Origin of the sequence: Hymenobacter sp. BT559 (assembly GCF_016427535.1) — a bacterium.
Taxonomy (GTDB): Bacteria; Bacteroidota; Bacteroidia; order Cytophagales; family Hymenobacteraceae; genus Hymenobacter.
Map to the genome: position 1 here is coordinate 827,969 of NZ_JAELXV010000001.1, position 19,846 is coordinate 847,814.

The following is a 19,846-nucleotide window of genomic DNA, read 5'->3' on the forward strand; positions in this document are numbered from 1 at the left end:
CGCTGGGGCGGTGCAGCGCTCCGCTGCTACTCCAGAGATACCCAGGCGTACCAAAAAGAGAGAGCCGCAACTCCTAGGTCGCGGCTCTCTCTTTTATTCAACCAAACGGCTTCCTTACAGCTTTTCGAGCACGATGGAGCTAGCGCCACCGCCGCCGTTGCAAATGCCAGTAACGCCGATTTTGCCGCCTTCCTGCGCCAGCACACTCAGCAGCGTGGTCACGATGCGGGCGCCCGAGGCACCTAGGGGGTGGCCCAGGCTCACGGCGCCGCCGTACACGTTGACCTTGGTGCCTTCGAGGTTGAGCAGCTTATTATTAGCCAGCGACACTACCGAAAAGGCTTCGTTGATTTCGTAGAAATCCACCTCACTAGCCGCAAGGCCAGCGTGCTTCAGCGCCTTCGGAATGGCCAGCGCGGGCGAGGTAGTAAACCACTCGGGCGCCTGCTCGGCGTCGGCAAAGCCCCGGATGCGGGCCAGGGGTTTCACGCCTAGCTCGTCGGCTTTCTCGCGGCTCATCAGCAGCACGGCGGCGGCACCGTCGTTTAGGGTCGAGGCGTTGGCCGCCGTTACGGTGCCTTCTTTAGTGAAAGCTGCTTTGAGGCCCGCGAATTTCTCAAACTGCACCTTAGTATACTCCTCGTCATCGCTCACCACGGTTTCCTTGCCGCGCACCGAGATAGTTACGGGTACAATTTCATCCTTCTTCTTACCGGCCTGGGCGGCAGCGGCGCTGCGCTCGTAGCTCTGGCGGGCAAAGGCGTCCTGCTCTTCGCGGGTGATGCCGTAATGCTGGGCCGTGGCATCGGCCGCGTTGCCCATGGCGTAGTCGTGATACGGGTCCCAGAGGCCGTCTTTTACTAGCCCATCAATCATTTGACCGTTGCCATACTTAGCGCCGAACCGCGCCTTATCGAGGTAATAAGGCACGTTGCTCATGCTTTCCATGCCGCCGGCCAGTATCACGTCGGCCTGCCCCAGCATAATGGCCTGGGCAGCAAACATAATGGCTTTCGAGCCCGAGGCACATACTTTATTCACGGTGGTGCACTCTACGGTGTCGGGCAAGCCGGCTTTCTTGGCTGCCTGCCGGGCCGGGGCCTGCCCTAGGTTAGCCGAAATGACGTTGCCCATGATAACCTGCTCAACCTGCTCGGGTGCCACGCCGGCCTTAGCCAGTGCACCTTTAAGGGCAATGGCGCCCAGCTCAACGGCCGTGAGTGAGGCCAGCGCCCCGCCAAATGAGCCGATGGGCGTACGCACCGCGGCGACGATAACTACTTCTTTTACTTGCATAACTGCTTGGGGTGGGAGGGGGGTAGGTTAGTGCTTGGTGCCTAGTACCTAGTGCTTAGAAAGCAGTAAAAAGCAGTCAAGCGATGAGAAGGCACAAAAGTACAACCCACTATTTTTTGAAGCGGGCTTCTTAACCTATTGGCAGATTTTTCATACATACTAAGCACTAAGCACTAAGCACTAAGCACTAAGCACTAAGCACTAAGCGCTACCACGTAGGCGTGCCTGGCGCAGGAGGTTTGCCTTGCCGGTCGCGGGGCCGCTGCTGCAAGTATTGCTGCTCGCTGGCGCGCAGAGCATCGAGCAGTTGCTGGGCCTGGGCGGGCGTCAGGCTCATAGCCTTGAGGCGCTCACGCTGAGTTTGCAGCTGCAAGTCAGCATCGGCAGCGCTCTCGCGACCGGGGCGCCGACCTCGGCCAGCGGGAGCATCGGCCCCGGCAGTGGCACTTGCATCGAGGCCGCGCTGGCGGCCCGGCTGCGTACCGCTGGACAGTGGCCGCGCTTCACCGTTGCCGGGCCGAAAACCACCCTGCGCGCCTGTGCCCGCATTGGGCGTGGGCCGTTGGTTATCGGGCTGGCCATTGGCGTTAGGGAGCGGGCTGGCCGGAGGGGCATCGAGCCGGGGCGGCGCGTTGGGGGTAGGGGCCTCTCCGGTGCGGTCAGTGCCAGCGCGCGTGCCGGGGCTAGGCTCGCGGCCTTGGTCGGGCTGCTGGGTCGAGTCGCGCGGCGTTTTGGGACGGGGTGAAGAAGAGCTTGGTTTCTTACTCGGGGCAGGGGGCGGCAGTGGGGCCGGCCGCTGCCCGGCCATATACTGGCTCAGGAGCTCGAAATTGTAGCGCGCAGTAGTGTTTTTGGGGTTTAGTACCAGCGCCTGGCGCAGCAAACTCACTGCCTGTGCCGCCTGGCCCTGCTGCGCTACTAGCACAGCTAACTGCTGCCGAGCTGTGCTGCCAATAGCTGCCGGCACCGCTGGGGCCAGGAGCTGGCCGTAGCTAGCACGGGCTGCCGTGAGCTGGCCTGCCTGTACCTGCGCCTGCGCTAGGTTGAGGAGCAGCGCAGGTGCTGGGCCCCCATGCCCCGCTAGGGCCACAGCTTGCTGATAAAAGTACACGGCCTCGGCCGGGTGCCCCCGCCGGGCAGCGGCTTGCCCCTGGGCCTGGGCCGCGTTGTGCTCGCGCACGCGCAAAAGCCAGTGCCACCCGGGCGCCCCGGCTCCTAACAGCAATAAGAGGAGAAGCCCGGTTTTCATTGGTCAGGGCGCAATACACGCACCGTTATAAGGCTGTCAATCAGTAGCAGTGCCAGGGCCAGTCCTAGGGGGTAACGATAGCGGTTATTAGCTACAGCTACGAGCCGGCTGGCTTGCCCACTGCTAGGCGGCGGAATGGTGCGCAGGCTGGTGAGTAGCGTAGGTAGGCCGTTTTCGCGGTCGTTCAGCGCCACGTACTGCCCACCGGTTTGGGCGGCTATCTGCAGCAGGGGGGCCTCCCGTAGCCGGCTAGTTACGGGGCGGCCCTGAGCGTTGCGCAGGGCCACTTTGCCCCCTGGCGCTGGTACCGGGGCCCCCGCGGCCGTACCCACCCCCATGGTATAAATGCGGGCCCCGGTGCGGCCCAGTGTGCGCAGCACAGGCTCTAAGGTTTCCCCAAAGTCTTCGCCATCGCTGATAATGACGGCCGCCGTGGCCCGGGGCGGGGTGCCAGGGGGCAAAGTGGCACCTTCGGCAGGCCCTAGGCGCGAAAGCAATAGGTCGAGCGGAGCGCGCAGGGTAGTGGGCCCGGGGGGTAGCAGCCGGGTGCTGAGTGTATTAATAAACAGCTGTAGGGCAGGTTGGTCGTAGGTAAGGGGGCACTGCACGCTAGCCTCCGACCCAAACACAATCAGCCCCAGTCGGTCGGCCGGAAAAGCAGTGGCCAACTCGGTAAGGGCGGCCTGCGTGCGCAGCAGCCGGGTGGGCGCCACATCGGCCGCGTCCATCGAGTGCGACACATCAACCAACAGCCACAAATCGAGCCCACTGGTGCGCACTGCCTGCTGCTGCACACCTAGGGCTGGGCCCAGCCACGCCAGCAGCAGCAGCGCTCCTATCACAATGCGCAGCGGCAGCTTCCACCCTAGGCGGCCTACGCCTTGGCCGAGCCGCCGCCCCAGGCGGGCCGTGCGCTGCCACTGCAGTGCCAGCAACAGCCCCAGCAATCCCAGGCCCAATGCCGCCGACGCAAAATCAGGGTAGGCCCAGGTAAGCATAGGGACGGGGAAAGGTGGGTGGAAGAGAAATAACCAGGCCTAAGCCTGCCAGCAGTGGGCAAAGCTAGGGCTAGCCGCCCGCAGTGCCCCTCAGTACGGGCCTCGGCGACCAGCTGGCGCGGTAGTTTTTCAAAACTTAATTAGCGCGTAACCAACCCCAAACGCGGCTTGCGTAAAAAAATGGTGGTAGAAAGTTCTAAATTTCTCACAAATTTTGCCGGCCTGCCCTATCTTTGCACCCGCTAAGGTCATCAAGGCCCTGGCAAGCCCACTACTACGGAGAAGTGGGTGAGTGGCTGAAACCAGTAGTTTGCTAAACTGCCGTAGCTCTAAAGGTTACCGGGGGTTCGAATCCCCCCTTCTCCGCATAAAGGCCCCTAGCGTGATGTTAGGGGCCTTTTTTGAGTTTTGCACTTAGTTCTGCACCCAAGCATGCTTTTCTAAGTAAGCAGCTCCGCTTCAAATATGCCTCACTTCTCGCTACCCAACAAGTCTACAACGCAGGGGCTGTCGCTCATCGCGCGCAGCCGGGCCCGCCGCGATAGTGCTTATCTACCCACTGAGCCCGTCACAGTTCGCCCAGCAATTGGGCTCTGGTGGAAGCACTCTTTTTGCCTCAACTAACGTCAGGACCGGAACCCGCATCTACATCGACCATACTGGCGGCTACGATGGCTATGCTAGCCTTGTACTAGCTATGAAGCTGCTGAGCAAGTCTTGCTCGTGCCGTCGAAAGCGGAGGGCGCCGACTCTGTACCCGTGCGGCATGTAGTTGTCCAGTTGGCTAGCAGGCGCACCACAAACGTGACGCCTGAGCAGTAGGGCAAGTGGTTTAGTAAATAGCCATACTTAACCAGCTAAATGTGTAAGGATTGCAAGCATATCTCGTAGAGTTTAACTAAATTGAATATTATAATAGTTATAAATTAGTGGGCGCAAGGATATCTCCACCTATCCTTTGTGCAAAAAGAGCATGACGCCTACGCAGGCTAAGGACCACCTTTTATCAAAGCTTAAGGCGGGAATGAAGGGTATCGGGCTTGAATACCCCAAGGATTACGAACTGTTAAATGATGGTGAGAAATGGGTATTTGTGTACTTAAAAAATCACTCAGATAAACAGTATTTACAAGCTCATTACCTACTCGATTTGTTTCTAAATGGCAAATAAAAAGCTCCGGCCTAACTGGCCGGAGCTTTTTATTTGCATAGTGCTTAGTACTATCTTTCCACTACTTCTACTATTATTCTGTAGCTATTGGGTGGTCTGGCAGTTGGACCCTGTTGCCCCACTGCGCTGGGTAAACATTACGATGCGCGTACTCATAGGGCTCTTCGTGGGCACTATAGGTATATTACACTACTTTGGACTGTATTTAGCTAGGGGCTGTAGCTTCCGCTACTCTAGTAACCACCATGCCCACAGCCTAGCTGACGCAGGTAGAGAGAAAGCAGTAGGAGGGCGCAAATCAGGGTAAGCTAATTTGGGGCTTTCTACCTCAAGCGAGCAATGGGGTGGGCAGGGGTAGGCGCACCTGCACCTGGCTGCCGCGCCCTAGGTCGGTATCAATGTATACAAGCCCATCAAGCAGGGCCACGCGGTTACGGAGCGTTTTGAGCCCGATGCCGGGGGTGGCCGTGCTCACTTCAAAGCCTAGTCCATCGTCTTCGACCCGCAGCACGGCCCAGCCGGGCAGCACGTCTACTTCGAGGGTAGCGCGGCTGGCCTGCGCGTGCTTGGCCACATTCTGCGCCAGTTCTTGAGCGAGGCGGTAAATGGCCACTTGCAGCAGCTGCGGCACGGGGTAGGCCTCGTCGAGGTGCACCACGCACTGCCAGCGCAGGGCTGGGCTACTGAGATTCTGGCAAATGTCACCTAGGGCAGCTTGCAGGCCAAACTCCGCAATGATGCCGGGGGTAAGCTCGTGCGAGATGGTGCGCGCCTGCCTGATGGCTTCGGCCAGCAGGTTGGCGGCCTCGGCGCGCGCGGGCTGCGTGGGGGTGGGGTGGAGGCGGTCGAGCTGCAGCTTGGTGGCGTAAAGCAGCTGGCAGAGCCCGTTGTGCAGGCTCTCGGCAATGCGGCGGCGCTCTTCCTCCTGAGCTTCCAGCACGGCCGTGATGCGCTCTTGCTGCTGGCCCAGGCGCAGGCGCAGATTATCGGCCTCGAGCTGCTTTAGCTTGCTGATGTCCATGTCCACGCCTAGCATCCGCACGGGCTTGCCTTGGTCGTCGTACACCATCACGGCCCGCAGGCCCAACGTCTTGAGTTGCCCGCCCACTCGAATGCGCAGCGTCTTCTCGAAGCCCGCCGAGCCCGTGTGCAAGTGGTCCACGAGGCGCTCGGCAATGGGCCGGTCTTCGGGCACCACAAAATCGAGGTAGACCTGGGGCGATACTGGAGTGCCCGGCGCCAGGCCAAACAGACCATACATACCCACCGACCAGCGGAAGGTGCTGGTTGCTAGCTCATAGTCCCAGCTTCCCATTTCGGCTACGCGCTCAGCTTGCTCCAGCAGGCGTAGGTTGAGGGCGTTTTCCTGCTCGGCCAGCTTGCGCTCTGTAATGTCAAGGTTGGTCGCCAGCAGCCCATCGCCCAGCTTCACAAACTGGCACGAACACCAGTTGTTCAGGCCCTCGTAGCCATAGTACAGCTCCGTGCCGGTGGGCTTGCCGGTCTCCAGTGCCCGCTGCATCAGGTCAAACAGGCCCGCCTGCCGGATGCCCGGGTACTCAGCCGCGTAGCGCTTGCCGACTAGGTCGGTACGTCCCGTTTGCCGCTCCAGCTCTTTGTTTGTCAGGCGAATAGTAAAGTCTTGCAGTACGCCGTACTCGTCGCGTACCGCTTCGAGTACCGACATGGCTACCATGCTAGTATCGAAGACCGACTGTAGCAAATCGCGGCTGGCCTCGATTGCCAACCCTGGGGTTTTGCACTCGTGAATGTCGGTGGCCGCCCCAAACCACTCGTTGATGCGCCCATACTCGTCGCGCACTGGCTCGGCCCGTATCTGAAACCAGCGGTACTCACCGCTGGCGCTGCGCAGGCGGTGCTCTTGCCGCAGCTGCCGGCCCGCCGTCAGCGCCGCCCGGAAGTTAGCCATTGCCTGCACTTGGTCGTCGGGGTGCACTGCTAGCAGCCAGCCATCGCCAGCGGCCTCGGCCAGCGTTTGGCCAGTGTAGTCAAACCAACGCTGGTTGTGCCAGGTAGCGTTCCCCTGGGCATCGTTGCGCCACAGCAGGTCGGGCACGAGGTTAACGAACGTGTGAAGCGTAGCCTCCGGCTCGCGTAGCGCGTTAGACGTTTGCCCAGATAAGGCAGGCATAGCGATAAACTCTTGCAGCATAGTGATGAGGCACTTAAAAGCACCGGAAGGTAGCGCTAAATAACGTTTCTTGCGCACAGTAGGGGGGCACAGCTACTAGCTAAGGCCTTAGCAGTGAAATACTACGCAGGCTGGCACAGCCGCCGTGCAGCAGCACCTAGGGCGCCGCAAAAAGGCAAATAATACCGAATCTCCGCCGTCAGGCAGTGCTTGTAGGCCGCCCCTGTGCCATAGCCAACCTAGGACTGTGCAAAGATTGAAGCGGCAAATTATGAATTTGGTATGAAATTTATCGAGCGTATGGAATTTAAGGAGCTAACAAACAACATGATATGATGAATGAGCTTAAGAATGAGAACAAATTAATCGACCTGTGGCTGCCGCATGTGCTGCCAGTGGCTGGCGCTGGCCAGGCCGCAAGCCCGCCAGTAAGCCAATTATTTGTGCTGACGGGTTGGCGCGGTGCTGGCTGGCGGATGGTTTTCCTAGAAGACCTGAAATAGAAGGTGCTGCACCGCCGCAAGCCAGGGTGCTCTGGTGCCAGTTCAGGGCCAGCAGCCCCCTGCACTGCCGCAGCTTTACTTCCCGATTTGGTTGGAAGGGGCCCGCGGGTGTACCTTTGCACCAATCAAACGGATTACAAACGACGAAGGACTTGATACCGCCTTCTGATAAGAGTGCTTTACTAGCGAATTGAGTAGTGGAGGCAGTAGCCCGGCGCAGGTCGGCTTGCCGCTTTCGGTGCTTAGCTCCTAGGTTGTTTTTTCGGGGTGTAGCGTAGCCCGGTATCGCGCCTGGTTTGGGACCAGGAGGTCGTAGGTTCGAATCCTGCCACCCCGACTTTTTTAATGGATTTGACCCCATAGCTCAGCTGGATAGAGCAGCTGCCTTCTAAGCAGCCGGTCATTGGTTCGAATCCAATTGGGGCCACATTAGTTAGGTCCGAATGGAGTTGCAAAGTCTACAAAAAAAGCCCTTGCCGAGCGCGGCAAGGGCTTTTTTTGTGCCCGAAAATACCGCTAAATAGAGCCATTAAAAATAGGCAAAATGGAATAAAAACGGTACTTTTGGATGTTCTCTTCCTGACCGTATTTCCGGTCAGTTTAACCCCCTCTCTCGCATGAGTGAAGTAGTAGAAAAGAAAGCCCCCGCCGACTACTCGGCCGACAGCATTCAGGTGCTGGAAGGACTGGAGGCGGTGCGCAAGCGCCCGAGCATGTACATTGGCGATACGGGCATCAAAGGCCTGCACCACCTAGTGTGGGAAGTGGTCGACAATTCTATCGACGAAGCGCTGGCTGGCCACTGCGACCTGATTCAAGTTACCATCAACGAAAATAATTCGATTACCGTCCGTGACAACGGCCGGGGTATTCCCGTCGATTTCCACGCCAAGGAAGGCCGCTCGGCCCTCGAGGTGGTGCTGACGGTGCTGCACGCCGGCGGTAAGTTTGACAAGGACTCGTACAAAGTATCGGGTGGCCTGCACGGTGTGGGCGTGAGCTGCGTAAACGCGCTCAGCACTGACCTGAAAGTGACCGTGCGCCGCAAGGGCCACATCTACGAGCAGGAGTATAACATTGGCAATCCGCTTTACCCCGTGAAGCAGGTGGGCGACACCGACGAGCACGGCACCGAGGTGCAGTTCTTGCCCGACCCCACCATTTTTGCTGATACCGAGTACCGCTACGCCACCATCGCGGGTCGTTTGCGCGACTTGTCGTTCCTAAATAAGGGCATCCGCATTACGCTCACTGACCGCCGGGAGAAGCCCGTGGGCGATGCGGCCGTGGGCCACGTCGATGCCGAAGGCTTCCGCTACGAGGAGTTTTTCTCGGAAGGCGGCCTGCGTGACTTCGTGCAGTACCTAGACGGCACTGAGCGCCCATCGCTGCTCGCCGAGCCTATCTACGTGGAGAGCGAGAAGGGGGGCACGCCTGTGGAGGTGGCGCTGCAATACAATACCTCGTACCAGGAGAACGTTTATTCGTACGTCAACAACATCAACACCATCGAAGGTGGCACGCACGTGGGCGGCTTCCGCTCGGCCGTGACGCGGGTGCTGAAGGCGTATGGCGACAAGAAGCAGCTGTTTGAAAAAGCCAAGGTGGAAATCACCGGCGACGACTTCCGCGAGGGCCTCACGGCCGTTATCTCGGTGAAGGTGGCCGAGCCGCAGTTTGAGGGCCAGACCAAAACCAAGCTAGGCAACTCGGAAGTGAGCGGCGCGGTGAACACCGTGGTGGGCGAAATCCTGACGCAGTACCTGGAGGAAAACCCTAACCAGGCCAACCGCATCATGGACAAGGTGATACTGGCCGCCAAGGCTCGCATCGCCGCCCGCAAGGCTAAGGATATGGTGCAGCGCAAAAACGTGCTGGGCTCTAACTCCTTGCCCGGCAAGCTGGCCGACTGCTCCGACTCGAACCCCGAGGTGTGCGAGCTGTACCTCGTGGAAGGTGACTCGGCCGGTGGCACCGCCAAAATGGGCCGCAACCGGGCATTCCAGGCCATTCTGCCGCTGCGCGGTAAAATTCTGAACGTAGAAAAAGCCCAGGAGCACAAGATTCTGGAGAACGAGGAAATCAAGAACATGATTACTGCCCTAGGTGTCACGTTCAACGAGCGTAAGTCCTTGGCCTTCGGCACCGACGATGAGGGCAACGAAACCGGTCCGCTAAACTTCGATAAGCTGCGCTACCACAAAATCATCATCATGACCGATGCTGATATTGACGGCTCGCACATCCGCACGCTTATCCTCACATTCTTCTTCCGCTACATGCGCCAGCTGGTGGACCAGGGTTACATCTACATCGCCCTGCCCCCGCTGTACCTCGTGAAGCGCGGCAAAGAAGAGCGCTACTGCTGGACTGAAGAAGAGCGCGCCGCCGCCACTGAAGAGATTGGCCGTGGCCGTCCCGAAACCGTGAACGTGCAGCGCTACAAAGGTCTGGGCGAGATGAACGCCGAGCAGCTTTGGACCACCACCATGCAGCCCGCCACCCGCTCGCTCAAGCAGGTATCGGTAGACTCGGCCGCCGAGGCCGACCACCTCTTCTCGATGCTGATGGGCGACGAGGTAGCTCCGCGCCGCGACTTCATCGAGCAGAACGCTAAGTACGCCAAGCTCGACGTGTAACGGCCGTCTGCCTAACACTCGAGTAATTTGCGCCCGCTACCCCAGTTTGAGGGGTAGCGGGCGCTTTGCTTTTAAACGCACTAGTACACCGCCCCTAGCTATTCTACTTGCTCGTATGACCATCATTTCTCCTGCCCAACAACTGCTGCCCAGCACGCCGGCCGATATCGACGAAATTTTCCGGCTCTATCGGTTAGCGGCCTCTTACCAAGCTGCTACCCCCAAGGCCACCGTAGTGTGGCCCGAGTTTGAGCGCGGGCTGGTGGAGCAGGAGCTAGCTGAGGGCCGCCAGTGGAAGCTGATGGTGGGCGATGCCATTGCCTGCGTGTGGGCCTACACTTTCGACGACCCGCAGATATGGGGCGCCCGCAACGCAGACCCCGCCCTTTACATCCACCGCATCGCTACCAATCCCAATTTTCGGGGTCAGGGTTTTGTGGCTGCTATCGTGCAGTGGGCCAAGGAATACGCCAAGCAACAGCACAAGCAGTACGTGCGCCTAGATACCATTGGCGAGAACCTAGGGCTGATTGCGCACTACACCGCGTGCGGCTTTACCTACCTAGGGCTGTCGACACTCACCGATACGGTGGGCCTGCCGGCCCATTACCATGATGCCACCGTTAGTTTGTTTGAACTGCCGGTAGCAGGGTAGAGGCAGCGGCTAGTATTGGCAAAAGGAGGATAAGCTTTTCTGGCATCCTCTTCCTAGTTGTCCTGCAAGGCTAAGCATGACATCTTTTTTAATTCCTATCACTGATTTCACGACTTCTGGAAAAGCTGCTTTGATAAGGAAGACTTTCTGAAGTTTTAGAAGTCTGAAAGGTCTGTTAAGCCTGGCTTTGTTGCGGTAATATGGCAAGTTAAAAGCTGGAGATATTATTTAAAATATTGATACTAAAACTTTTGATTTGAAGGCGTCAAAAAATCTATGATTCTGAAGGAATCTTTTAGTCTTTTTGCTGTTTCTATCTGCGTGAAAGAATAGTTTTTAAGGTGTTTTGGTTGGATTGCCCCTGCGCTATGCGTGGGGGCAATTTTCATTTATATGGCTGCCAAGTGCTTGCGGATGTTTTAAGCCAGGCGAAACGCTCGGCAAAAGGCGCCCGCCGGGGTAAGGATTCTAAGAGTAGTACTAGCGCGGTAAGCAGAGGGAGCTGGATGGCATCGACAAGGGCGCTGGGCAAGCAGCTACAAGCAACCGAAAAGAGGTGCTTGCAGTATTATCCCCGTTAAGTTCATCAAATCTTAATCTAAAGCTGGCATATGAAACAGCGTTTGCTATCCGTCCTAGGTTGCTCGCTTGTGTTGCTGTCGTGCTCACGCAACAAAGACGAGGTAACGCCTGAGCCTTCCACCGCGCCCCCCGTCGAAACTGCTGCCCCTAACACTACTTACCAGCCGGCATTTGCGGGCCAAACTCGGGTAGGTAGCGTCACGACGCCCACCAGCAGCTACCGGTCCACGGTCGTTACATCTTCGCTAACCAGCCCTTGGGGCGTCACTAGCCTGCCCGATGGCCGCCTGCTTGTGACCGAGAAAGCCGGCCAAATGCGTATCGTGACCGCTACCGGTGCGGTTAGCGCTCCTATTACGGGGATGCCGGCGGTGAATGCCGCTGGGCAGGGCGGCTTGCTAGGCGTGTGTCTCGACCCCGATTTTGCTACCAACCGATTGGTGTACTGGTCGTTTTCGGAAGCTCGCCCCGGCGGCAACCTAACGGCTATCGGTAAAGGCCGTCTGGCAACCGACGAGCGGACGATTGAGGGCGCCACCGTCATCTATCGGGCCGAGCCTGCGTATGCGGGCACCCTGCACTACGGCGGCCGGGTGGTGTTTGACCGCTCGGGCAACCTGCTGGTGAGCACCGGCGAGCGCTCAGACCTGGCCACGCGGCCCCAGGCGCAGGTGGTTTCGTCGGCCCTGGGTAAGATTATTCGCATCACCAAGGATGGGCAGCCGGCGCCCGGCAACCCCACGTTTACGCAGGCGGGGGCTCGCCCCGAGCTGTACTCTATTGGCCACCGCAATCCGCAGGGGCTGGCCATCCAGCCAACGACCGGCGACCTGTGGCAGAGTGAGCACGGACCTAGGGGCGGCGATGAGCTCAACCACATTCGGGCGGGCGCTAACTATGGCTGGCCCACCATTACCTACGGCATAGAATATAGCGGCCAGCCGATAGGCGGAAGCATTCAGCAAAGCTCGGGCCTAGAGCAGCCGGTGTACTACTGGGACCCGGTGGTATCGCCCAGCGGCATGGCCTTCTATACTGGCAACCGGGTAGCGGAATGGCAGAACAATCTGTTTATCGGCTCCTTGAGCGGCCAACACCTTTTGCGCTTGGTCATTGATAACAACCGAGTGCTGGGCGAAGAGCGGCTGCTGGCAAGCGAAGGGCAGCGCTTTCGGGACGTAACCCAGGGCACCGACGGCGCCTTGTACACCGTTACTGACCAAGGCCGGTTGTATCGCCTGGACCGGCCCTAGGGCCCGCGGCCGAGCGTTTGCTCAGGTAGGTTTTACTAGCTGCTTCGCGCAAAGCAACATGCTGGAGCCGGAGTGATTGATAATGAACAGTATGATTTTCAAGGGTGTTGCTATTGAGAAGACCTGCTCCAATGGGGCAGGTCTTTTTCATGCCCCTACCTTCGCGCTTCCATCTTGCCTAGGCTGCCGCAGCACGGTGGCTGCTCTCTATGAACCACCTGTGGATTCCGGCCAGCGCCCTAGCTGGTAGTCTAATGCTTGCTTCCTGCCACACTTCCAAACCTGCGGCGGGCACCGGGCCCGTACTCGCTTCTGATGCCGCTGTGCCGGCGGCCGCCCGCCCCACGTGGCAGTCGAAGGCCTATAGCTTGTACCCTGATAGTGTGGTGCAGGGCATGCACCATGCCCGTGCCCTCTCCGCCACCGAGCTCACTTCAAACTACCAGAGCCCGGCCAATGCCTTCGTGAGTCCACAGGTGGTGTTTAAGTTCAGCATCAACGGCAAAGACAATGAGCTTCCCGTGGGGCAAGACAACGTGTTCTTAGCGGTACCTAGGGCGGGGGGCGGCGCGCTCGAAACGCCGCTACTCGTGTTTGGCCAGCGCTACGTAGACCCCCGGCCCGTGCCGACCGAGGTATACCTAGCGCCCAATACGCAGCTGAAAATCAGGCTGGATATGCGCCCGGTGCTCGAAGCCTTTAAGAAGCAGGGTTACTACACCACCTTCAAGGGCGACAAGCTGTACAAGCAGGATTTCAAGCACGTGTTTGTGGCCGGTAACGTGGCGCCGCTGAGCTGGGACTTTGACAACTTGGTGAACAAGCCCGAGCTGGAACTGCACGACCCCGATGGCGACGGCATTTACGAAGTGACGCTGACGCTCAACGCCCCCAAGGCGTCCAAAACTACGGCCGCTAACTGGAAGCAGAGTATCAATACTTCTGATTTTCCGCAGTATAGCTCGGGCCATGCGCTGGAAGATGCGCTGTATAACCTCGCGCTGGAAGAGGCAGGCCGGGCGGTGGAGCCCGATAGCACCTTCCGCACTGGCAAGGAATGGGCCGGCGTGTGGACGCGTGACATCAGCTACTCTATCATCTTGGCGCAGGCCGCTTTGCAGCCCAAGGTGGCCATGAACAGCCTGTTGCGCAAGGTGTCGGCCGAGGGCCGCATTATTCAGGACACCGGTACGGGTGGGGCCTACCCGTGCTCGACCGACCGCATGATATGGGCAGTGGCTGCCTGGGAAATCTATAAAGTAACCGGCGACGAGGCGTGGCTGCGCAAGGTGTACCCAATTATAAAGCAGTCAATTGCCGACGACATGGCCAATGCCTACGACCCGGTCACCGGCCTAGTGCGCGGCGAGTCGTCTTTCTTGGACTGGCGCGAGCAGACCTACCCGCGCTGGATGCAGCCGGTCGATATTTACCAAAGCGAGAACCTAGGGACCAACGCCGTGCACTTTCAGGCCAATACGGTGCTGGCCCTCATGGCTCGGCAGCTGGGCGAGCCCGCCGTGGCGGCCCGGCACGAGCAGGCCGCGGCCACCATCAAGGCTGGCCTGAACCAGCACCTCTGGCAAGAAAGCGCCGGCTACTACGGCCAGTACCTATATGGCCGCAACTACCTCACGCTATCGCCCCGCGCCGAGGCCCTAGGGGAGGCGCTGAGCGTGTGGTTTGGTATAGCCGACGAGTCGCGAGCCAAGACGGTGGTGGCGCGCACGCCCATTACCGATTTCGGCATTCCGTGCATTTACCCCCAGATTCCCGGCATTCCGCCTTACCACAACAACGCGGTGTGGCCCTTTGTGCAGAGCTACTGGGCACTGGCCGCCGCCAAGGCCGGCAATGAAGCCTCGCTCACCGAGAGCATGGCCGCTATTTATCGTCCCGCGGCGCTTTTCCTAACCAATAAGGAAAACTTTGTGGCCCAAAACGGCGACTACGCCGGTACCCAGATTAACAGCAGCAACATGCTGTGGAGTCTCTCGGGCAGCCTGAGCCTAGTTTACAAAATCCTGTTTGGCATGCACTACGAGGCTGACCGGCTGATATTTCGGCCCTTCGTGCCACAAGCCTTCCAAGGCAACCGCAAGCTAACCAACGTGAAGTACCGCCAGGCGGTGCTGGATATCGACTTGCAGGGCTTCGGCAATGTCATCCAAACCATTACCCTAGATGGCCAGCCGCTGGCCGGCGCGGCTGTGCCCGCTACCCTCACGGGCCGCCACGCGCTGCGCATCGTGCTCAGCAGCCAAGCACCTGCCAGTTCGGCTATCAACAAAGTAGCCAATCTGTTTTCGCCCGAAACGCCGGTGGTTACGCTGACCGGCAGCCGCTTGCACTGGCCGGCGCAACCCGGCGTGCAGCAATACAAAGTGGTGAAGGATGGACAGCTGCTAGCCACCATCAATACTACCGAGCAGGCAGTGGCGGCCACCGGCCCCTATGCCGAGTATCAGGTTATTGCCGTGGCGGGGAATGGGCTAGAGTCGTTTGCCAGCGAGCCGCTGCCAGTGGGAGGCCTAGGGGCTGCCCGGCAGGTGCAACTCGAAGCTGTGGCTGCCAAGGCTACGCAGCCTTACAAAGGCTATTCTGGCCAGGGATTCGTCGAAATCAGTACTACCAAGAACCGCACGCTCACCATTCCTGTTACAGTGCCCGAAGCTGGACTGTACGCCGTCGATTTTCGCTACGCTAATGGCAACGGGCCGGTTAATACCAATAACAAGTGCGGCATCCGCACCTTACGCCTGGGTAGCAAGGCCCTAGGTACCATTGTGTTGCCGCAGCGTGGGGTAGAGGAGTGGTCGAACTGGGGCTTCACCAACGCCGTGCTAGTGCAGCTGCCTAAAGGCACGCACCAGCTCACGCTGGCCTACGAGCCGGCTAACACCAATATGAACGGCGCCGTGAACCAAGCCATGCTCGACTACTTGCGCGTGCAAAAAATAAAGTAAAACCGAGCCCTAGGCTTTTGGAGTAATTGCCCTGTATGAAGCAACTTGTTGAGAAGCATCCGCTCGCCATTCGGTGGTTTCACTGGCTGAACTTCCCGGTGCTGGCCCTCATGATTTGGAGCGGCCTCTGGATATACTGGGCCAACGATGTGTACCGCCTCGGCTGGGGCAATACCACGCTGTTTAAATTTTTTCCGCAGTCGTTCTACCAGGCCTTTCACCTCGACCACAAGCTGGCGCAGGGCATGTCGTGGCACTTCCTGCTAATGTGGGCCTTCTTCCTGAATGGGCTGCTGTATGTGCTCTACACCTTCTTCTCTGGCGAGTGGCGCTACCTGCTGCCCAACCGCGACTCCTTCCGCGAAGCCGGGCAAGTGATATTGCACGACCTAGGGCTGCGCAAAACCGCGCCGCTGGTGCGCAAGTACAACGGTGCCCAACGCATAGCCTACACCGCCGTTATTCTCATGGGCCTAGGGTCGCTGCTCACGGGCCTGGCTATTTATAAGCCGGTGCAGTTTGGCTGGCTCACGCGACTACTAGGTGGCTATGAGGCGGCTCGCGTCGAGCACTTTGTGCTAACCATTGGCTACGTACTGTTTTTTGTGGTGCACGTGGCCCAGGTAGTGCGCGCCGGCTGGAACAACTTTCGCTCGATGGTGGCTGGCTTTGAGGTGGCAGAAGTGCCAATGAATGAAGTGAAAAAGTAAAAATCTCTGTAAGGTTTCGTAGCGTAGGGCGCAAAGCCGCGCGGGGTTTTGTTATAACATACCACGCGTTATAGCTCCGCGAAACCTAACAGGAAACCTACCTGATATGCAACCAGAAAATTCCATTCCCAAGCATCCCTCGCCCGATGGTCAGGACCTGACCCTGCCGCCCGGTTCGCCGCTGCAGCAGGAAGCGGCGCGGCGCACGCGGCGCTCATTCATTGTGGGTGGGCTGGCGGCCTTAGGTGGTGTGCTGGGCTGGCGCTACCTACTGCAGCGCCCCGATGCCGACGGCACGCCCAAGCCATTTCGGCGAGTGCTCGATGCCAACGGCCGCCTATCATCTGCTTACTTTAAAGAAACGCGGCTGGCCCGCGAGTTTCCTAGAAGTCAGGCGGTAAAGAAGGTGCGAACCAATGGTAGCGCCGGCCTGGAGTCGGAAATTGATTTGGAGGCCTGGCGCATGGTAGTGCAGCCCTACGGCGGCGGCAAAGCCCAGGAGTTTACCCTAGCCGACATCAAGGCGCTACCCCGCGTCGAGATGAATACCGAGCTTAAGTGCATCGAGGGCTGGAGCATTTTGGTGAACTGGGCTGGCGCCCGCTTCGCCGATTTTCTGGCCAAGTACCCACTGGCTAGCCGCAGCGGTCAGCCAATCAAGGATATAGCTAACCCGCCCACCGACCTGGCGCCCTACGTGAGCGTGGTAACACCCGATGAGGAGTACTACGTGGGTCTCGATATACACAGCGCCATCCACCCCCAAACGCTGCTCTGCTACGAGATTAACGGCGAGCCCCTAAGTATCGCGCATGGCGCACCTCTGCGCTTGGTCACGCCGCTCAAGTACGGTATCAAGCACCTGAAACGCATCGGTACTATCTCTTTCGCCGACGAGCGCACTGCCGACTACTGGGCCGAGCAAGGCTACGACTGGGACTCGGGACATTAAAGTAATGAGTAATGAGCAATGAACAAGGAGCAATGAACAGCCGAGAAAGCTCACCCTCTCAGCTATTCATTGCTCCTTGTTCATTGCTCATTACTTTAAAACACTACTCGTATTTCGTAGTGCTCTTCTTTGGCGCCGTCTGCATTGGGCACGCGCCAAGCGCCTACGCGGCTTGGGCCGTAGCCTAGGTTCACTTTTACCCATTCGTCGCGGGTGGGTAGCAGGCCCAGGATGTCGGCTTCGAGGCGGTGCAGGTCGTCGAGCGCGTCCTGGCGCTGCTGCACCAGCTCGTCGTGGTGCTGGTCGAAGGAGCCAGTAGGCGGGCGTTGCTCAAACTGCTCGGCCGATTGCTCTACCTGGGCATCGTGCAGCGGCTCGTTGCGGGTAGCAATGGTGAGCTTCTGCAAATCTTCTTTGGCGACGAGGTAGGCTTCTACCTTATCAACAATAGGTTGGAGGGAGGGGTCGAGGTAATCAAGGTTAGAGGCCATCTGTTAAGTTGTCAGCTAAGAGCGGCTGGCAATTAGCTTAGGGTAAGGGGAAAGGAAAGTAGGAAAGAGGAGTAGCTTTAAAAAGTCGGCTGCCGCTGGCTAAGCGCTAGCAACTGCCTTTTCCTTGTTGCGCTGGCATTTTTCGCTACAATATTTCACGGCTTCCCAGTTGTTGCGCCACTTTTTGCGGTACTCGAAAGGCAGGCCGCAGGTGGCGCAAATTTTGGTGGGAAGCTGGCCTTTTTTGAGCGTAGCAGCCATGAGAGGAAAAGAAAAGGGACGAACTGCCGGACCTTTGCCGCCCGGCTCGGTGCTGTTTACGTTTAAACGCCCACTGCTGGCTATCTGCCCCGCTTAGTTCCTCTCCATGTCTACCCCTTCCCCCGACCTCCTCGGCCAAGCCTTGCTCGACTACCAGCACGGCCAGCACAAAGCCGCCCTCACGGTGCAGTGCAACGTGGCCGACGATGAGCCGCTCCCCGCTGCCTATTTCTTTCGCACCCTGCTGGCCATGCCCGAGCTTGAGCGCCAAGCGCTTGACGAAGCCCGGGGCCGCGTGCTCGACCTAGGCGCCGGCGCTGGCTGCCATGCGCTGGAGCTGCAAAGCCGCGGCTTCACCGACGTGCGGGCCATCGACCAGTCGGCCGGCGCCGTGCAGGTGATGCAGGCTCGCGGCGTGCGCGAGGTGGCACAGCACGACATTATGGCGCCGCGCGCTGCCCAGGAGCGGCCCTACGATACTATTCTGATGCTCATGAATGGCCTAGGCCTGGCGGGCACCCTCGAAGGGCTCGATAAGTTTCTGGCCCACGCCCGCACCCTGCTCGCGCCCGATGGCCAGATTCTGGCTACTTCTTCCGACATCAGCTACCTCTACGAAGATGAAGAAGGCGCTTTGGTGCTCAATTTGAACGGCCCTTATTATGGCGAGGTCGAGTACACCTTCCGCTACAAAGACCAAGTGGGCGAGCCCTTCCCTTGGCTTTTTATCGACGCGTCGCTGCTGGAAGATGCCGCTCGCCAGGCGGGGTACGAGGTTGACTTTCTGGGCGAAGACGACAACAGCCAATACCTAGTCCGCCTGACGCTGGCCGGCGGTTTTGAGTCCGCGGCTGAATAAGCAGGCGCCTAGCCCGCCTAGGTCCCTCACCAATACCTATACCAGCTAAGACACACAACAGGGTGTCGTTCTTAAATTACTCCATGCCGCATTCCCAAACCTACACCGTGCGCTGGGCCGAGCTCGACCCCAATGGCCACATGCGCCACTCGGCCTACGCCGACTTTGCCGCCGACCAGCGGGTGCACTGGCTGGCTAGCCAAGGTTTTGATGTCAAGCGCTTTGCGCACTTGCAGATTGGACCCATTCTGTTCCGCGAGGAAACTAAGTACCTGAAGGAAATTCACGCCGGCGAGCAAATCCGGGTAGAGGGCCGCGTAGTGGGCGGCACCCCCGATGGCGCCCGCTGGACCATCGAGCACACCATCTACAAAGCCGATGGCCGCGTGGCGGCTACCGTCACGGTAGATGGCGCCTGGCTCGACCTGACGCGCCGCAAGCTCACAGTGCCCCCGCCCGAGCTAGCCGCCGCGCTCAAAGAAGAAGATAGCACGTCCGCCAACTAGCCCTTCAGCACCTTGCTGATGCGGTTGAGTTGCTGCTGGTGGTGCAGCGTGTGGTCAAGGATAGACGTCACCGTTTGGCCAACCGTGAGCCAGCCCGCCCTAGGATGGCGAAATACCGTGTGCGTAAGCTTATTGCCCGGAAACTCATTTAGCACCTGCTCCAGCTGGCGCCGGATGCTGCCCCATTGCTCGCGCAGGGCGGCCAGTGGCGCAATTTCTTCGGGGGCCGGGGGCGCGGGCAGTGTGGGCGGTACCTTAAACTTGAGGCCGGGCAGGCGCAGGGCCATCCGCAGCAGCGTGCTCCGCAAGCGGTTTTTGAGGGTTGCCAGCCGCCAGGTATCGGCGCTGGCCGCCAGCGTTTTTTGGAGCGCGCCCACAATGCGCTGCTCCGCTGTTAGCAAGTGGTGAATGACTTGGGCGGCAGCCCATTGCCCCGGCACTGGCGCTACGTAGGCGCGGGGCCCTAGGGCTTCGGCTGTGGCCAAGGCATTGTTGGTGGCGCGGTCGAGCTGCTCGACCAGCAGGTGTAAACGGTGGGTCATGGTAGGAGTGGGTGGGAGGGGAGAGAGCAGCGGAGGCAAGCGTAGCTTTGAGCAAAAGCTA

16 protein-coding genes and 3 tRNA genes are annotated in these 19,846 nt (G+C 59.2%); 12 read left to right on the forward strand and 7 right to left on the reverse strand.

Translation table 11 applies throughout. The features are described 5' to 3' along the window. Positions 1–114 precede the first annotated feature (114 nt). From JAO77_RS03370 to JAO77_RS03380, 3 genes are all read right to left on the reverse strand, one after another. On the reverse strand, positions 115–1,296 hold the full coding sequence (locus JAO77_RS03370; protein WP_198988894.1) for an acetyl-CoA C-acyltransferase: 1,182 nt from the start codon (positions 1,294–1,296) through the stop codon (positions 115–117). Positions 1,297–1,504: 208 nt separating this feature from the next. Further along, positions 1,505–2,545, reverse strand: coding sequence for a tetratricopeptide repeat protein (locus JAO77_RS03375; protein WP_198988895.1), 1,041 nt, complete (start codon positions 2,543–2,545; stop codon positions 1,505–1,507). Then, positions 2,542–3,543: a VWA domain-containing protein gene (locus JAO77_RS03380; RefSeq protein ID WP_198988896.1), complete on the reverse strand. Its 1,002-nt coding sequence runs from the start codon at positions 3,541–3,543 to the stop codon at positions 2,542–2,544. Before JAO77_RS03380 ends, JAO77_RS03375 begins: the two co-directional genes overlap by 4 nt. Positions 3,544–3,821: 278 nt before the next feature. On the opposite strand from JAO77_RS03380, the gene JAO77_RS03385 reads away from it, so the two are divergent. Beyond that, positions 3,822–3,909, forward strand: a tRNA-Ser gene (locus JAO77_RS03385). Between the two features lie 1,133 nt (positions 3,910–5,042). Here JAO77_RS03385 and JAO77_RS03395 read toward each other — a convergent pair. Next, positions 5,043–6,866 (reverse strand): PAS domain-containing sensor histidine kinase, encoded by a 1,824-nt coding sequence (locus JAO77_RS03395; protein ID WP_198988898.1) that lies wholly within the window; start codon positions 6,864–6,866, stop codon positions 5,043–5,045. A gap of 332 nt (positions 6,867–7,198) precedes the next feature. On the opposite strand from JAO77_RS03395, the gene JAO77_RS03400 reads away from it, so the two are divergent. The 9 genes from JAO77_RS03400 to JAO77_RS03440 all read left to right on the forward strand — a co-directional run bounded on the left by JAO77_RS03400 (position 7,199) and on the right by JAO77_RS03440 (position 17,126). After that, the gene (locus tag JAO77_RS03400; RefSeq protein WP_198988899.1) at positions 7,199–7,369 is read left to right on the forward strand and encodes a hypothetical protein; all 171 of its coding nucleotides are present in this window, start codon (positions 7,199–7,201) and stop codon (positions 7,367–7,369) included. A gap of 263 nt (positions 7,370–7,632) precedes the next feature. Beyond that, positions 7,633–7,706, forward strand: a tRNA-Pro gene (locus JAO77_RS03405). A 16-nt stretch (positions 7,707–7,722) separates the two neighbouring features. Further along, positions 7,723–7,796 (forward strand) — tRNA-Arg (locus JAO77_RS03410). A 190-nt stretch (positions 7,797–7,986) separates the two neighbouring features. Further along, positions 7,987–10,008: a DNA topoisomerase (ATP-hydrolyzing) subunit B gene (gene gyrB / locus JAO77_RS03415; protein WP_198988900.1), complete on the forward strand. Its 2,022-nt coding sequence runs from the start codon at positions 7,987–7,989 to the stop codon at positions 10,006–10,008. A gap of 115 nt (positions 10,009–10,123) precedes the next feature. Further along, entirely contained in the window at positions 10,124–10,663 is a 540-nt protein-coding gene (locus JAO77_RS03420; protein WP_198988901.1) for a GNAT family N-acetyltransferase, read from the forward strand. Between the two features lie 611 nt (positions 10,664–11,274). Continuing rightward, positions 11,275–12,498: a PQQ-dependent sugar dehydrogenase gene (locus JAO77_RS03425; RefSeq protein ID WP_198988902.1), complete on the forward strand. Its 1,224-nt coding sequence runs from the start codon at positions 11,275–11,277 to the stop codon at positions 12,496–12,498. Between the two features lie 209 nt (positions 12,499–12,707). Further along, positions 12,708–15,464, forward strand: a complete 2,757-nt coding sequence (locus JAO77_RS03430; protein WP_235998193.1) for an alpha-L-rhamnosidase-related protein — start codon at positions 12,708–12,710, stop codon at positions 15,462–15,464. A gap of 35 nt (positions 15,465–15,499) precedes the next feature. Next, the gene (locus JAO77_RS03435; protein WP_198988903.1) at positions 15,500–16,174 is read left to right on the forward strand and encodes a cytochrome b/b6 domain-containing protein; all 675 of its coding nucleotides are present in this window, start codon (positions 15,500–15,502) and stop codon (positions 16,172–16,174) included. Positions 16,175–16,280: 106 nt separating this feature from the next. Continuing rightward, a complete protein-coding gene (locus JAO77_RS03440) occupies positions 16,281–17,126 on the forward strand; it encodes a molybdopterin-dependent oxidoreductase (protein WP_198988904.1) in 846 nt (281 codons plus the stop codon). 95 nt (positions 17,127–17,221) lie between these two features. Here the strand turns inward: JAO77_RS03440 and JAO77_RS03445 are convergent, their stop codons facing one another. Then, entirely contained in the window at positions 17,222–17,617 is a 396-nt protein-coding gene (locus JAO77_RS03445; protein ID WP_198988905.1) for a hypothetical protein, read from the reverse strand. Positions 17,618–17,716: 99 nt separating this feature from the next. Further along, positions 17,717–17,878, reverse strand: a complete 162-nt coding sequence (locus tag JAO77_RS03450) for a DUF2256 domain-containing protein (RefSeq protein WP_198988906.1) — start codon at positions 17,876–17,878, stop codon at positions 17,717–17,719. Positions 17,879–17,984: 106 nt separating this feature from the next. Here JAO77_RS03450 and JAO77_RS03455 point away from each other — a divergent pair, with 106 nt between their 5' ends. Then, positions 17,985–18,737 (forward strand): class I SAM-dependent methyltransferase, encoded by a 753-nt coding sequence (locus tag JAO77_RS03455; RefSeq protein ID WP_198988907.1) that lies wholly within the window; start codon positions 17,985–17,987, stop codon positions 18,735–18,737. An 83-nt stretch (positions 18,738–18,820) separates the two neighbouring features. Continuing rightward, the gene (locus JAO77_RS03460; RefSeq protein ID WP_198988908.1) at positions 18,821–19,243 is read left to right on the forward strand and encodes an acyl-CoA thioesterase; all 423 of its coding nucleotides are present in this window, start codon (positions 18,821–18,823) and stop codon (positions 19,241–19,243) included. Here the strand turns inward: JAO77_RS03460 and JAO77_RS03465 are convergent. Continuing rightward, positions 19,240–19,785, reverse strand: a complete 546-nt coding sequence (locus JAO77_RS03465) for a DinB family protein (RefSeq protein ID WP_198988909.1) — start codon at positions 19,783–19,785, stop codon at positions 19,240–19,242. The two genes, JAO77_RS03460 and JAO77_RS03465, sit on opposite strands and share 4 nt — an antisense overlap. Positions 19,786–19,846 lie beyond the last annotated feature (61 nt).